Origin of the sequence: Phenylobacterium sp. (assembly GCF_004297125.1) — a bacterium.
In the GTDB taxonomy this organism is placed as follows: Bacteria; Pseudomonadota; Alphaproteobacteria; order Caulobacterales; family Caulobacteraceae; genus Phenylobacterium.
Window position 1 is genome coordinate 74,956 of record NZ_SCVD01000033.1, and the last position, 13,793, is coordinate 88,748.

At 68.5% G+C, this 13,793-nt stretch carries 12 protein-coding genes and 1 tRNA gene; 8 read left to right on the forward strand and 5 right to left on the reverse strand.

All coding sequences use genetic code 11. The features are described from left to right. Positions 1-128 precede the first annotated feature (128 nt). The 3 genes from EPO51_RS22780 (at position 129) to EPO51_RS22790 (ending at position 1,783) form a co-directional block, all read left to right on the forward strand. Positions 129-204 (forward strand) — tRNA-Asn (locus tag EPO51_RS22780). Between the two features lie 140 nt (positions 205-344). Beyond that, positions 345-920 (forward strand): DedA family protein, encoded by a 576-nt coding sequence (locus EPO51_RS22785; RefSeq protein ID WP_293355087.1) that lies wholly within the window; start codon positions 345-347, stop codon positions 918-920. 32 nt (positions 921-952) lie between these two features. Beyond that, positions 953-1,783 (forward strand): hypothetical protein, encoded by an 831-nt coding sequence (locus EPO51_RS22790; RefSeq protein ID WP_293355090.1) that lies wholly within the window; start codon positions 953-955, stop codon positions 1,781-1,783. Here EPO51_RS22790 and EPO51_RS22795 read toward each other — a convergent pair whose 3' ends face one another. Further along, on the reverse strand, positions 1,784-2,224 hold the full coding sequence (locus EPO51_RS22795) for a VOC family protein (RefSeq protein WP_293355093.1): 441 nt from the start codon (positions 2,222-2,224) through the stop codon (positions 1,784-1,786). 267 nt (positions 2,225-2,491) lie between these two features. Between EPO51_RS22795 and EPO51_RS22800 the strand changes: the two genes are divergently transcribed. From EPO51_RS22800 to EPO51_RS22810, 3 genes are read left to right on the forward strand one after another with little or no spacing between them, the layout of a single operon-like run. Further along, a complete protein-coding gene (locus EPO51_RS22800; protein WP_293355096.1) occupies positions 2,492-3,556 on the forward strand; it encodes an efflux RND transporter periplasmic adaptor subunit in 1,065 nt (354 codons plus the stop codon). A gap of 27 nt (positions 3,557-3,583) precedes the next feature. Continuing rightward, complete coding sequence (locus EPO51_RS22805; RefSeq protein ID WP_293355099.1) at positions 3,584-6,820, forward strand: efflux RND transporter permease subunit; 3,237 nt, start codon at positions 3,584-3,586, stop codon at positions 6,818-6,820. Between the two features lie 3 nt (positions 6,821-6,823). Beyond that, a complete protein-coding gene (locus EPO51_RS22810) occupies positions 6,824-7,357 on the forward strand; it encodes a GNAT family N-acetyltransferase (RefSeq protein ID WP_465246626.1) in 534 nt (177 codons plus the stop codon). Between the two features lies 1 nt (position 7,358). Here EPO51_RS22810 and EPO51_RS22815 read toward each other — a convergent pair whose 3' ends face one another. After that, positions 7,359-9,188: an ABCB family ABC transporter ATP-binding protein/permease gene (locus EPO51_RS22815; RefSeq protein WP_293355278.1), complete on the reverse strand. Its 1,830-nt coding sequence runs from the start codon at positions 9,186-9,188 to the stop codon at positions 7,359-7,361. A 191-nt stretch (positions 9,189-9,379) separates the two neighbouring features. Between EPO51_RS22815 and EPO51_RS22820 the strand changes: the two genes are divergently transcribed. Beyond that, a complete protein-coding gene (locus EPO51_RS22820) occupies positions 9,380-9,982 on the forward strand; it encodes an LOG family protein (protein WP_293355102.1) in 603 nt (200 codons plus the stop codon). Here EPO51_RS22820 and EPO51_RS22825 read toward each other — a convergent pair. Beyond that, positions 9,979-10,920, reverse strand: a complete 942-nt coding sequence (locus tag EPO51_RS22825; RefSeq protein WP_293355105.1) for a LysR substrate-binding domain-containing protein — start codon at positions 10,918-10,920, stop codon at positions 9,979-9,981. The two genes, EPO51_RS22820 and EPO51_RS22825, sit on opposite strands and share 4 nt — an antisense overlap. A 98-nt stretch (positions 10,921-11,018) precedes the next feature. On the opposite strand from EPO51_RS22825, the gene EPO51_RS22830 reads away from it, so the two are divergent. Next, positions 11,019-11,174: a hypothetical protein gene (locus EPO51_RS22830; RefSeq protein ID WP_293355108.1), complete on the forward strand. Its 156-nt coding sequence runs from the start codon at positions 11,019-11,021 to the stop codon at positions 11,172-11,174. A 33-nt stretch (positions 11,175-11,207) separates the two neighbouring features. Here EPO51_RS22830 and EPO51_RS22835 read toward each other — a convergent pair whose 3' ends face one another. Both EPO51_RS22835 and EPO51_RS22840 read right to left on the reverse strand, forming a co-directional pair. Next, positions 11,208-13,253, reverse strand: a complete 2,046-nt coding sequence (locus EPO51_RS22835; protein ID WP_293355111.1) for an NAD(+) synthase — start codon at positions 13,251-13,253, stop codon at positions 11,208-11,210. Between the two features lie 70 nt (positions 13,254-13,323). Continuing rightward, positions 13,324-13,743 carry a VOC family protein gene (locus EPO51_RS22840; RefSeq protein ID WP_293355114.1) on the reverse strand — a complete coding sequence of 140 codons (420 nt, stop codon included), beginning with the start codon at positions 13,741-13,743 and terminating at the stop codon, positions 13,324-13,326. Positions 13,744-13,793 lie beyond the last annotated feature (50 nt).

The window sequence follows — 13,793 nt, forward strand, 5'->3', positions numbered from 1 at the left end:
GTCTCCGCCGGGAATCCGGCGTCCTGACCCGCGCGTACGACGAACAAAACGTCCCGCTGCGACATGCCGTCAGGCGGCTTGCGCAACCCGTGAGAGCGGTCTATACGCCCGCCCTCTCGACGGCCTGATCCCGGATAGCTCAGCTGGTAGAGCAGTCGGCTGTTAACCGACTTGTCGCAGGTTCGAGTCCTGCTCCGGGAGCCATCGAGACCCTAGCCAGACATGATGAAGCCTTGCGCGCGCCGAAACGCCGACGGGTCGCTGCGTTTGTCGCACGCATCGCATCTGGCCGTGGGGGCGTTGCGGGCCCATATGAGCCCTGCCCTTCCTCCCCGACCGGCGCCATGACCGAATTGACCCAACACCTGGCCGCGTTCGGCCCGTTCGCCATCGCCCTGGGCGCGGCGTTCGAAGGGCAGACCGCCGTGATCGCCGGCGGCGTGATGGCGCGCTCGCAGATCCTGTCGCCGGTGGTGGTCGTGCTGGCCGCCGCCCTGGGGTCGGGGATCGTCGACTACCTGTTGTTCGTCCTGGGGCGCAGCTTCCGGCACACCAAATGGGTCAAGAAGGTCGCCGCCAAGCCCGCCTTCGACAGGGCCCTGGTGCTGATCGAGCGCTATCCGGCCGGTTTCATCCTGAGCTTCCGGTTCCTCTACGGCCTACGCGCCGCCGGGCCGGTGGCCGTCGGCGTCTCGGCCGTATCGACGCGGAAGTTCGCGGTGCTGAACGCCGTCGCCGCCGGCATCTGGGCCGGGGCGTTCGTCGCCCTGGGCTACGCCTTCGGTCCAGCCGTCCTGAGGTTGCTGGAAGGGATCTTCGCCCACGCCGCGCCGATCGCGGCGGGAGTCGCCGTGGCCGCCGCCGTCGCCGGGCTGGCGTTCTGGCGCTGGCGGGTCTGGGTCGCCCGCACGGCCCCCTGACGCCCCCCGGGATGTGGTGCTAACTTCTGCCGATGCCCACCAGGATCCTCCTCCAGACCACCATCCTCCCCACGCCGGACGACTGGCACATCGGTCGCTTTTCGCGGCTACGGGACCACCTGGCCTCGCTGGACGGCGTCGAGGTCGTGGCGCGCGACCGCGAGGCGCCGCCCGGCGAGATCGACCCCGTGCTGGGCGGCCTGGACCGCTCGGACTTCGACCAGCTCTGGCTGTTCGCGGTGGACGTGGGCGACGGCCTGAACGGCGACGAATGCGCGGCGATCGGCCGGTTCCGCAAGGCCGGGGGCGGCCTGATGGTCACCCGCGACCACATGGACCTCGGCGTTTCGGTCTGCACGCTGGGCGGCGTTGGGGCCGCGCACTACTTCCACTCGAAGAACCAGGACCCGGATCAGAGCCGCCACAGCCGCGACGATCCGTACACCACCAATATCGACTGGCCGAACTACCACTCCGGCGCCAACGGCGACTTCCAGGCCGTCGAACTGGTCGGCCCGCCGCATCCGCTGTTCGACGGCGTCTCCCGCCTGCCCTCCCATCCGCACGAAGGCGCGGTCGGCGCACCGCCGGACGATCCGTCGGCCCGGGTGATCGCGCGCGGGACCAGCAAGGTCACCGGGCGGCCGTTCAACATCGCCGTGGCGTTCGAGGCTGGACCTGACGGCGGCCGCGCCCTGGCCGAGAGCACCTTCCACCACTACTGCGACTACAACCTCGACCCGCGCCACGGCTGCCCCAGCTTCGTCGACGAGCCGCCGGGCGACGGCATGACCCGCGATCCCGCCGCCCAGCACGAAGCGTTGCGATACTTCGCGAACGTGGCGCGCTGGCTGTCGGCCTAGCTACCAGACGCCAGTGTTCGGCATCGAGGCCCAGGGTTCGGCCGGCGGCAAGGCGGGACCGGCCTGCAGCAGTTCGATCGAGATGTTGTCCGGCGACCGGACAAAGGCCATGCGCCCGTCCCGCGGCGGCCGGTTGATGACCACGCCGCCGTCCTTCAGCCGCTGGCAGGCCGCGTAGATGTCGTCCACGGCATAGGCCAGGTGACCGAAGTTGCGGCCGCCCTGATAGGCCTCGGGGTCCCAGTTGTAGGTGAGCTCCACCGTGGGCGCCTTCTTCTCGCGCGCCGCCTCTTCGTCGCCGGGCGCGCAGAGGAACACCAGGGTGAAACGGCCGGCTTCGTTCTCCACGCGAGAGACTTCCTTAAGCCCAAGCTTGTCACAGTAGAATGCGAGCGAAGCGGCGAGGTCGGTCACGCGGACCATTGTGTGCAGGTATTTCACGAGCAGGTCGTCCTCAGGTCAGGTCGCGGCTGGCGATTCAACGCCTTACCGCGTAAAATAATCGACATGAACTCGCGTCTCGCGCGAATCCAAGTTGCGTTGCAATCTAGGCACGCTGCGTCAGATTAGACCCGCCCCGGTTCGTGACCGCAAATTCATTTGCGCTGGCATAACGGCGGCATCAAAAGCAGGGCAAGCCGCGCAAAGTCGGCAACCGTGTGTGACTGGGCGTATCGCGCACGTAGCTGAGATCGGGGATACAGCTCTATGCGTTTGAAGTCACAGTATGTCTTCATCATCGTCCTGGCGGGCGTGGTGGTCCTCTTCTTTGCGGTTCGGTCGTTGTTCGGCGGCGGCCCGGAGAAGGCGGAGGCCAAGGCCACGCCGCCTAATCCGATCCCCAGCGTCCAAGCCAAGCTGACTCCGGAAACCGTCCGCGAGGTCGAAGTGGTGATGCGTGGCCGCACCGAGGCCGCCCGCTCCGTCGTCGTCCGCTCCGAAACCGCCGGCGTGGTGGCCGCGACTCCGGCGACGGAAGGCAGCTTCGTGAAACAGGGCCAGGTGCTGTGCCGCCTGTCCGTCGACGCCCGCCAGGCCAGCCTGGACCAGGCCCGCGCCGCCCAGAAATCGCGCCAGCTCCAGCGCAAGGCGGCGACCGAGCTTGCCGCGAAGGGCTATCGCTCCGAGACCCAGGTGCTGGAGGCCCAGGCCAACCTGGACCAGGCCACCGCCGCCGTGCGAGCCGCGGAAATCGCGCTCCGGCAGGTCGAGATCCGCGCGCCCTTCTCCGGCGTGTTCGACAAGCGCGACGCCGAGATCGGGACCTATCTGTCGCCGGGCCAGGCCTGCGGCACGATGATCGAGCTGAACCCGCTGCTGGTGGTGGGCGACGCGCCCGAAACCGAGGCCGCCCGCCTGCGCGCCGGAGCGCCCGCGACCGCGCGGCTGGTCGACGGCAAGTTGCTGAGCGGCCGCGTCCGCTACGTGGCCCGCGACGCCGACCCCCAGACGCGGACCTACCACCTCGAGGTGACGGTCCCGAATCCCGGCAACAGCGTGCGTTCGGGCCTCTCGGCCGACCTGCGGATCGCGGCCGGCGCGGGCGCCGCGCACCTGGTGCCGATCTCCGCGCTGGTGCTGGATACGGCCGGGCGCCAGGGCGTCCGCTATGTCCTGCCCGACGGTCGCGTCGCCTTCTCGCCGGTCACCGTGCTGGAAGAGACCCGCGACGGCATGTGGGTCAGCGGCCTCAAGGGGTCGGTCAATGTGATCACCGTGGGCCAGTCGTTCGTGGCCGACGGTCAGAAGGTTCGGGTCGCCCAGGTCCGCTAGGACCTCGGCAGACCAGGGGGAAGCAAGATGATCGGTCCGCTGATCGACGGAGCTATCAAGCGACGCAAGGTCGTGCTCGGCGTGACTCTGATCGCCGCGCTGTTCGGCCTGTTCGCCTATCTGAACATGCCGCGGGAATCCGAGCCCGATATCGACCTGCCCTACATCTCGGTGGTGGTCCCCTACCCCGGCGTGTCGCCCGAAGATGCGGAGCGCCTGCTGGTCAAGCCGCTGGAGCTGGAGCTCCAGACCATGGAAGGCATCGAGTCCATGAACGGCGTCGCCCGCCAGGGCGTGGCTGTGGTGACCCTGGAGTTCGAGGCCGACTTCGACAAGGACAAGGCGCTCGAGGACGTCCGCGCCAAGGTCGACCTGGCGCGCGGCAAGTTCCCGCCCGACGCCGAAGAACCGATCATCCAGGAGCAGAACTTCTCGGGCGAGCCGGTGATCGGCATCGTCATCTCGGGCTCCGCGCCCGAGCGCGAACTGTTCCGCGTGGCCAATGCGCTCAAGGAACGCCTCGAGGGCACCGAGGGCGTCCTTGAGGTCTATATGAGCGGGGCGCGCGAAGAGGTCCTCGAGGTCAACGTCGATCCTTTGCGGATGGAGGCCTACAACGTCACCACCGGCGAGATCGCCCAGGTGATTGGCCGCAACAACCAGCTCGTCCCGGCCGGTTCGCTGCGGTCAGGCTCCGGCCAGTTCGCGGTGAAGGTGCCGGGCGTGGTCGAGGAGCCGTCCGACATCCTGGCCCTGCCGATCAAGAAGAACGGCGACCGGCTGGTCACCATGGGCGACATCGGCGACGTGCGCCGCACGTTCAAGGAATCCAGCTCGATCAGCCGCTTCAACGGCCAGCCGGCTTTCATCCTCGAGGTTTCCAAGCGCGGCGGCGCCAACATCCTCGAGACGGTGAAGACCATCCGCAAGGTGACCGAAACCGAGGCCAAGAAATGGCCAGCGACCATCAAGCTGAACTTCACCTACGACGAAAGCGACTTCATCGGCCGCACCCTGGTGGTGCTGGAGAGCGGCCTGATCATGGCCAGCCTGCTGGTGATGATGATCATCGTGGCCAGCCTGGGCATCCGGCAAGGGCTGATGGTCGGCGCCTCGATCCCGATCTGCTTCCTGCTGTCCTTCCTGATGATGAGCGGAATGGGCGTGACCTTGAACATGATGGTCATGTTCGGCCTGGTGCTGGCGGTCGGCATCCTGGTCGACGGCGGCATCGTCGTGGTGGAGTACGCCGACCGGCGCATGGCCGAGGGCCTGCCCAAGGCCCAGGCTTTCGCCGCCGCGGGCAAGCGGATGTTCTGGCCGGTGGCCAACGGCACGCTGACGACCCTGTGCGCCTTCGTGCCCTTCATGTTCTGGAACTCGATCGCCGGGAAGTTCATGAGCTTCCTGCCGCTGACCCTGTTCTTCGTGCTGGGCGCCTCGATCTTCGTCGCGCTGATCTTCACGCCCGCCTTCGGATCGATCTTCGCGCGCAAGGCGGCGATCGACCAGGAACACCTGGCCGAGATCGCCAAGTCCGAACACGGCGATCCCCGCGAGATGAAGGGCTTCATGGGCTGGTACGCCCGGTCGCTTACCTACCTCGGCGCCCACCCCACGCGGACCTTCGCCGGCGCGATCGTCATCATCCTCGCCATCGTCTTCTGGTTCGGCGCGACCAAGCACAAGACCGAGTTCTTCTTCTCGGACGACCCGGAGTCCGTGGACGTCTACGTGAAGGCGCGCGGCAACCTCTCGCCCGAGGCGCAGGACGGACTGGTCCGCCAGGTGGAAAACCGCCTGGCCGGTATCAAGGGCGTGGAGTCCTTCTACGTCCGGGCCGGCGGCTTCACCTCGAACGGCGGCCCGAACTCCGCGCCGAATGACACCGTCGGCCGCATCCGCATCGACTTCGTCGACTACGAGGAGCGCGTGAAGCTTGGGCTCGAGGGCCGCGACATCGAGAACACCATCAAGCGGCGGCTGGGCGAAGTGGCCGGGCTGCAACTCGAAGTGCGCGGGCCGCAGAACGGGCCGCCGGTGGGCAAGGACATCCAGGTCCAGTTCCAGAGCAACGACCCCGTCGCCCTGAACCGCGCCGCGGACCTCGTGAAGGCCAAGTTCGCGGCCGATCGCCAGCTCATCGAGCTGGAGGACAACCGCACCTCGCCCGGCATCGAGTGGAACCTCGCGGTGGATCGCGAGGCCGCCGGCCGCTACGGCGTCGACGTGCTGTCGGTGGGTCAGACGATCCAGTTCCTGACCGGCGGCGTACTGATGGGCCGCTATCGCCCCGACGACGCCGAGGACGAGCTGGACATCCGCGTCCGCTTTCCGGCCGAGGCCCGGAACGTCGCGGCCCTGGAGCAGCTCAAGATCACCACGCCCACGGGTCCGGTGCCGGCCAGCTATTTCATCAAGCGCGTTCCGGCCCAGCAGGTGACCCAGATCCAGCGCAGGGACTCCCAGCGCCTGGTGATCGTGCAGGCCAACACCATCGAGGGCGTCGCCTCCAACCTCAAGATCAGCGAGCTCCGCCCCTGGCTGGAGAAGGCGCCGATCGACAGTTCCGTCCGCTGGAAATTCACCGGCGCCGACGAGGAAGGCGCCGAGGCGGCTCAGTTCTTCATGGCCGCGATGGCGGCCTCGCTGTTCATGATGTTCGTGATCCTGCTCTGGCAGTTCAACAGCTTCTACGGCGTGCTGGTGACGCTTTCGGCGGTGATCCTCTCGACGGTGGGGGTTCTGCTGGGCGTGCAGGTCAACCTGGGCAACACCTTTCCGTACATCTCGGTGATCATGATGGGGACAGGGGTGGTGGCGCTGTTCGGCGTTGTCGTGGGCCACAACATCGTGCTGGTCGATACCTTCTACCACCTGCGCCACGAGGGCTATTCGGCCGACGAGGCGGCGATCCGCGCAGCCGCCCAGCGGTTCCGGCCGGTGGTGCTGACGACGCTTGTGACGGTGGTCGGCCTGCTGCCGCTGATGTTCCAGATCCACCCGAACTTCCACACCGGCCACATCGAGTACAAGGCCCCGGGCTCCACCTGGTGGGTGCAGCTCTCGGCCTCGGTGGTGTGGGGGCTATCGTTCGCGACCCTGCTGACTCTGGTGCTGACGCCGGTGATGCTGGCGGCGCCCAAGGTCTACTCGCGCCGCTTCGGCTGGATCCGCGACCACACGGTGGGCAAGCCCAAGCCGAGGCCGGCCCGGGCCCTGCCCGAGATCGGCAACGACGACGTGCCCCGGGCCGCGGAATAGGCCGTGGCGGACGGGCTGACGCATCGCATCGCCGACCTCGAAGACGCCCCGGCCCTGGCCGAGGTGATGGAGGCCGCCATCGCGGAGCTGCAGCGCGGGTTCCTCGACCCGGCGCAGATCGCCTCCAGCCGGATGATCATGGGACTGGACCGCCAGCTTCTGATCGACGGGACCTATTTCGTGGTCGAGGCGGACGGCCGCATCGCCGGCTGCGGCGGCTGGAGCCGGCGCGCCACGCTCTATGGCGGCGACCACACCCCGGGGCGCGACGCGGCCCTGCTGGACCCCGCGACCGAGGCCGCCCGTGTGCGGGCCATGTACACCCACCCCGACTTCGCCCGGCGCGGCGTCGGCCGGCTGACCCTGGACCTTTGCGAGGCCGCCGCCCGCGCCGAGGGCTTCAGGCGCGTGGAGCTGATGGCCACCCTCTCGGGCCGCGCGCTCTACAGCCAGTGCGGCTACCAGGACATCGAGGGGATAGAGGACGACCGCGGCGGGGCGGCGGTGCCGCTGGTGCGCATGGGCAAGGCGATCTAGCCTAGGCTTCCCGCGTCTGGCGCCGCCACAGGGCCGCGTACTCGCCCTGGTTGGCCAGCAGGTCGGCGTGGGTCCCGCGCTCGACGATGCGGCCGCGGCGCAGCACCAGGATCTGGTCGGCGTCAACGATGGTGGAGAGCCGGTGGGCGATCACCAGGGTGGTGCGGCCGGCCTTCACCTTGCGCAGGGTCTCCTGGATCGCCGCCTCGGTGGGGCCGTCCAGGGCGCTGGTGGCCTCGTCCAGGATCAGCAGGCGCGGGTTGGCCAGCAGGGCGCGCGCGATGCCGACCCGCTGGCGCTCACCGCCCGAGAGCTTGAGGCCGCGTTCTCCCACGCGCGTGAGCATGCCGCTGGGCAGGCCATCGATGAACGGCCCCAGCTCGGCGGCGTCGGCGGCCGCCCTCACCTCTTCCGCGCTGGCCTCGGGCCGGGCGAAGCCGATGTTGGCGGCCAGGGTGTCGTTGAACAGGGCCACGTCCTGCGGCACCAGGGCCACGGCCCGGCGCAGCTCGGCCTGGCGCACCTCGCGCATGTCGACGCCGTCGATGGTGACCCGGCCCTCCTGCGGGTCCAGCAGGCGCATGGCCAGGCGCACGGCGGTGGTCTTGCCGGCGCCCGACGGGCCGACCAGGGCCACGGTCTGGCCGGGCTCGGCGACGAAACTGACCCCCAGCAGGCCCGACGAGCGGGCGTCGTGGCGGAAGCTGACGTCCTCGAAGGCGATGGCGGCGCCCTGCCCGCTGGCCGGCGGCAGCGGCCTGGCCGCGTCCGTGTCCACGATCTCCGGCGCGATCTTCTGCAGATCGACCATCTGCTCCATGTCGATCAGGCCCTGGCGGATCTCGCGGTACTGGAATCCCAGCATGCCCAGGGGCGCGTAGAGGCCCGACAGCAGCAGGATGGCCATGGTGATGTCGCCCACCTGCAGCCGCCCGCCCGAGACCTCGTAGCCGGCCATCACCGTCAGGGCGGCCAGGCCGACGTTCAGGATCAGCGACTGGGCCGCGTTCAGCATGTTGAGCGAGCCCGTGGCCTTGGAGCTGGCGTCCACGTAGCGGCTCATCGCCTGGCCGTAGCTGTCCACCAGCCGGGTCTCGGCGCCGAAGGCCTTCAGGGTCTCGTAGTTGATCAGGGCGTCGGCCGAGAGGCCGGCCGCGCGGTTCTCGGCCTCGTTGAGGTCGCGCCGGTGCGACAGCCGCCAGTCGGTGATCTTGAACGTCACGACCGCGTAGATGACGAGCGTGGCGAAGGCGGTGGTCGCGAACCGCCAGTCCAGCCGCACCACCATCACCGCGATCGCCAGGATCAGCTCCACGAAGGTCGGGCCCAGGCTGAAGATCAGGCTGCGGATCAGGAAGTCGGTGGAGCGCGCACCGCGGTCGATGATCCGCGACAGCGTCCCGCTCTGCTTGGTCTGGTGGAAGTCCAGCGAGAGCGACAGGGCGTGACCGAAGCTCTCCACCGCCGCCCGAGCCATGGTGGACTGGGAAACCCGCGTGAAGACGGCGTCACGGGCGAACGGCGCGCAGGCCGCCACCAGCCGCAGGGCCGCGAAGGCCACGGCGCCGCCGATGAAGCTGGCGCCCAGCACCACGCCGCCCTGCTGGGCCGGCGTCAGGGTGTTGATGGCGTCCCCCAGCATGACCGGGGCCAGCACGCCGCAGAGCTTGCCCACGAACACCAGGACGAGCGCCGCGGCGATCCGCAGCCGAAGCTGCGGCGCGCCCGAGCGCATGACCAGGGCGCCGAGGTCGGCCATGGAGCGCCAGAAGTCGAACCTGGCTTCCTTGGGCTCGACGGAGCCCGGTCCGCTGAACCGGGCGTGGGCCATGTGGGCGTGGACCAACCGTCAGACCCCCGGCGACAGGGCGTCTGACAAGCACTTGGTGATGAAAACCGACGCCCTCTTCACGGCTTGCTCGAAACTCCTTAACCCTGGCCATAGCTAGTTGGGCTTGCGCGCGCCGTAAGCAAGCGGCCCAATGAGTTTTCCCCCGAGTTCTGCGTCTGGGAGTGAGCGTAATGCGGCGTGAGAGCCAACGCCTGGCATCGGCCTGTGTGTTCTGCGGATCCTCCGACGAGGCGGACCCTGAATTCCTGCGCGCGGCCGGCGCCCTGGGCAAGGCTCTGGCCGACGCCGGGATCAGGCTGGTCTACGGCGGCGGCGGCGTGGGCCTGATGGGCGCCGTGGCGCGTGGCGCGCATGGGGCCGGCGGCGATGTCCTGGGCATCATCCCGACGTTCCTGGTCGGCAAGGAACGGGCGCTCGAGATGGTCGAACACATCATCGTCGACAACATGCACGAGCGGAAAATGCTCATGTTCCAGCGATCGGACAGCTTCGTGATCCTGCCGGGCGGTATCGGCACGCTGGAGGAGGTGGTCGAGCTGCTCTCCTGGCGCCGCCTCGACCTGCACGCCAAGCCGGTGGTCTTCTACAATCCGCGCGGCTTCTGGGAGCCCTTGTTCAAGCTGTTCCAGCACACCGTTGACGAGAAGCTGACGCCGCCCGGGTTCATGGCCGCCTGGACCTCCGTGGAAACCATCGACGAGGTGGTCCCGGCCCTGCTGGGCCAGGGCCGCGAGCCCTTCCCGTCCGAAGCCGCTGTCGGCCGCCGGGGCTAGGTCGCCGCCGCGCGCCGGTCGAGCTGGCGCCGGGCCGCGGGGTCGGCGCGCACATGATCCAGCAGCCACTCGCGGAAGGCCGCGATCTTGCGCGTGCGCCGGCGGTCCTGCGGATAGGCCAGCCAGTAGCCGCCTGAATCTCCGATGTAGACCTCGAACGGCTGGCTGAGGCGGCCCGCGGCGATATCGGTCCCGAACATCACCGGCGAGCCGATGGCCACGGCGCCTCGGGCGACGGCGGTCGCCACCTCCAGAACCTGGGTGTCGGCGGTGACCCGGGGCCCACCGCCGGGCGTCGCGGCGGGCCGCACGACGCCAGCGTTGGCGTACCAGGCGTTCCACTCCGCATCCGATCCGACGCACTCGACCTTAAGGAGATCCTCCGGCCGTGGATCGGGGCCCATCGCGGCGAGGGCCTGTGGCGTCGCCAGCACCGTCTGGGCGGACGGAAACAGGAACACCGACTCCAGCCCCGGCCACTCGCCCACCTGGCTGGCGCGGATCCCGACGTCAAATTCCTCGCGCATCAGATCGGCCAGCCGTTGGGCGGAATCCAGCCGCACTGCGATCTCCGGGTGTTCCACCTGGAAGGCGCCGAGCCGAGGCGCCAGCCACTGGGTGGCGAAGGTCTGCAGGACGGTGATCGACAAGACTCCGGTTCCGCTGTCGGTGATGTCGCCGACCGCGCTGCGCAGCGCCCCCATCGCTTCGGTGGCGGCGCGGGCCAGACGCTCGCCGGCCGAGGTCAGCGCCACCTCGCGCGGCAAGCGGCGGAACAGCGGCTGATCCAGCCGTTTCTCCAGGGCTTTCACCTGCCAGCTGACCGCGGCCTGGGTGATGCCCAGCTCTTCCGCGGCGCGCGTGAAGCTGCCCAGGCGCGCGGCGGCCTCGAACACCCGGATGGCGCTGAGAGCGATGTTGGCGAGCGGATCAGACATAAGGCTGATTTATGGATACAGCAGGAGAACCGCTTTGAACAACAGCGTGCAGGCGACCATTTTCCTCATGAGAGATAGGCCCGAGCCGGGAGATGGTTATGGAAGAACTGCATCGCATCCATAAGGACGTTCCGTTCGGCTACTGGATCGACTACGTGGTCCCCGCCTATCGCTGGCTGACGCGGAAGTGGCTCCAGCGCCGCGACGCGCGCGCCCTGGCGTCGGAGCTGAGCCGGCTGTCGTCGTCGCGTTAGACGCCTTCCCTCCCCTAAGAGGAGCGATGGAGTCTAAGGAACCCCCGCCTCCAGCTCGTCCAGCCACACCCGCGCCGTCCCGTCGCTGGGCGCCCGCCAGTCGCCGCGGGGGCTCAGCGCCCCGCCCGAGATCACCTTCGGACCGTTCGGCATGGCCGAGCGCTTGAACTGGCTGATCTCGAAGAAGCGGAACAGGAAGACCCCCAGCCATCGCTTGATGGTCGCCAGGTCGTAGGCGTTGCGCGCCTCGTCCGGGAAATTCTCCGGCCACTGGCCCAGGGCCACGTCGCGCCACGCATGCCAGGCCAGGAACGCCACCTTGGATGGCGCAAGCCCGAAGCGGGTGATGTGGAACAGGTTGAAGTCCTGCAGCTCGTAGGGCCCGACCTTGGCCTGGGTGCTCTGGATCGCGCCCGTGGCGTCGGCCGGCACCAGCTCGGGCGAGATCTCGGTCCCCAGGATCGACAGCAGGGTGGCGTTGGCGCCCTCGTCGAACTGGCCGGTCTTCACCACCCAGCGGATCAGGTGCTGGATCAGGGTCTTCGCCACGCCGCCATTGACGTTGTAGTGGCTCATCTGGTCGCCGACGCCGTAGGTACACCAGCCCAGCGCCAGTTCCGACAGGTCGCCGGTGCCCAGGACGAAGCCCGCCCGCTGGTTGGCCAAGCGGAACAGGTAGTCGGTGCGCAGGCCCGCCTGCACGTTCTCGAAGGTGATGTCGTAGACCGGCTCGCCGTTCGCGAACGGATGGCCCATCTCCTCAAGCATCAGCCGGGCCGTCGGCCGGATGTCGATCTCTTCGCCGGTGACGCCCAGGCCCTTCATCAGCGCCCACGCGTTGGCCTTGGTCCCCTCGCTGGTGGCGAAGCCGGGCATCGTGAAACCCAGGATGTTGGCCCGCGGCAGGCCGACGGCGTCGAAGGCCTTGGCGGCGACGATCAGGGCGTGGGTGCTGTCGAGGCCGCCTGAGACGCCGATGACGATGTGCTGGGACTTGGTGGCCTGGATGCGCTTCACCAGGCCCTGGACCTGGATGTTGAAGGCCTCGTAGCAGTCCTTGTCGAGCCGCGCCGGATCGTCGGGCACGAAGGGAAAGCGGTCAAGCGGCCGGATCAGGCCCACGTCTTCGAACGACGGCTGGTGGACGAAGCGGATCCGGCGGAAGCTCTTCTCTGGGTGGCCCGCGGCGGCCGCGCCGTCGTTGAAGGTGGGCGTGCGCATCCGTTCCAGGCGCAGCCGGCCGACGTCGATGTCGGCCACCGCCATCTCGGACTCGCTGGGGAACCGGTCTGTCTGGGCCAGGCGGCGGCCCAGCTCATGGATCGAGGCTTGGCCGTCCCAGGCCAGGTCGGTGGTGCTCTCGCCCGGCCCGGCGGCCGAATAGAGGTAGGCCGCCTGACAGCGCATGGATTGCGAGGCGCACAGCACTTCGCGGTCGTCGGCCTTGCCGACCACGATGTTGGAGGCCGACAGGTTGCAGAGGATCAACGCCCCGGCCATGGCCCCCGCCGTCGAGGGGGGCAGCGGCGCCCAGAAGTCCTCGCAGACCTCCAGGTGGAAGACGAAGTCGGCCAGGTCCTCGGCCTCGAACAACAGGTCCGTGCCGAACGGGACCGTCTGGCCCGCCAGCCGGGTCTCCAGGCCGGTGACGCCCGCGCCCGGGGCGAACCAGCGCTTCTCGTAATATTCCCGATAGTTGGGGAGGAAGCTTTTCGGCGTGACGCCCAGGATCCGGCCGCGCGAGATGGCGATGGCGCAGTTGTAGAGCCGCCCGTTGCAGACCACCGGCGCGCCCACGATCAGCACCGGCTTCATCCCCTTGCTGGCCTCGGCCAGGGCGGCGATCTCGGCCTCCACCCGCTTCAGAAGCGCGTCCTGGAGGAACAGGTCGTCGACGGCATAGGCCGACAGCCCCAACTCCGGGAACAGCATCAGGTCGCAGCTCTGCACGTCGCCCTGCCGCGCCATGCGCAGGGTCTCGGCGGCGTTGAAGCCGGGATCGCCCGGCAGGACGGCCGGCGTGCAGACCGCCGCGCGGACAAAGCCGTGCGTGTGGATCGAGTGGAACGCCTTCGTCACCGACAGCTCCCGTCCGGACTAATGCTCATTTTGAGCATATATAGCTTCGCAGGAACGTCTGAGCAAAACCTCAAGCGTCCTTCCCCGCCTTCGCGGTCAGTTCGCCGTATTTCATGCCCTCGAGCTTGAGGCCATCCGGATCGAGGAAGAACACGGCGTAGTAGTCTTCGTAGTACTCGCCGGCCGGATCGACGATGGTCGCGCCCAGGGTCTTCACGAAGGCCTGCAGCTCATCGACCTCGGCCCGGCTCCGCAACTCGAAGGCATAGTGGTGGAAGCCCACGTCGCCAGTGCGATGGCGGTGATTGCGGCCTCGCTCCGACTGGCTGATCCAGAACCGCGTCTTGCCGTTGGTCCAGCCTATCGCGTTCTCGAACTCGTCCAGGATCTCGAATCCCATGAAGGGGAACAGCCTGCCGTAGAAGTCCTTCGAGGCGGCGAAATCGCTGACGCGGATCGCGAGGTGGTCGATGCCGACGACCTTCACCATGACCTGCTCCTGTTGTCCTGCCGGGGCCTGAACGCCTAGCATCGCATAGG

Excerpts from the sequence above, each read along its gene's own strand:
- EPO51_RS22785 (WP_293355087.1), top strand. The coding sequence starts at position 345 with ATGACCGAATTGACCCAACACCTGGCCGCGTTCGGCCCGTTCGCCATC.
- EPO51_RS22790 (WP_293355090.1), top strand. The coding sequence starts at position 953 with ATGCCCACCAGGATCCTCCTCCAGACCACCATCCTCCCCACGCCGGAC.
- EPO51_RS22800 (WP_293355096.1), top strand. The coding sequence starts at position 2,492 with ATGCGTTTGAAGTCACAGTATGTCTTCATCATCGTCCTGGCGGGCGTG.
- EPO51_RS22805 (WP_293355099.1), top strand. The coding sequence starts at position 3,584 with ATGATCGGTCCGCTGATCGACGGAGCTATCAAGCGACGCAAGGTCGTG.
- EPO51_RS22815 (WP_293355278.1), bottom strand. The coding sequence starts at position 9,188 with ATGGCCCACGCCCGGTTCAGCGGACCGGGCTCCGTCGAGCCCAAGGAA.
- EPO51_RS22820 (WP_293355102.1), top strand. The coding sequence starts at position 9,380 with ATGCGGCGTGAGAGCCAACGCCTGGCATCGGCCTGTGTGTTCTGCGGA.
- EPO51_RS22825 (WP_293355105.1), bottom strand. The coding sequence starts at position 10,920 with ATGTCTGATCCGCTCGCCAACATCGCTCTCAGCGCCATCCGGGTGTTC.
- EPO51_RS22830 (WP_293355108.1), top strand. The coding sequence starts at position 11,019 with ATGGAAGAACTGCATCGCATCCATAAGGACGTTCCGTTCGGCTACTGG.
- EPO51_RS22840 (WP_293355114.1), bottom strand. The coding sequence starts at position 13,743 with ATGGTGAAGGTCGTCGGCATCGACCACCTCGCGATCCGCGTCAGCGAT.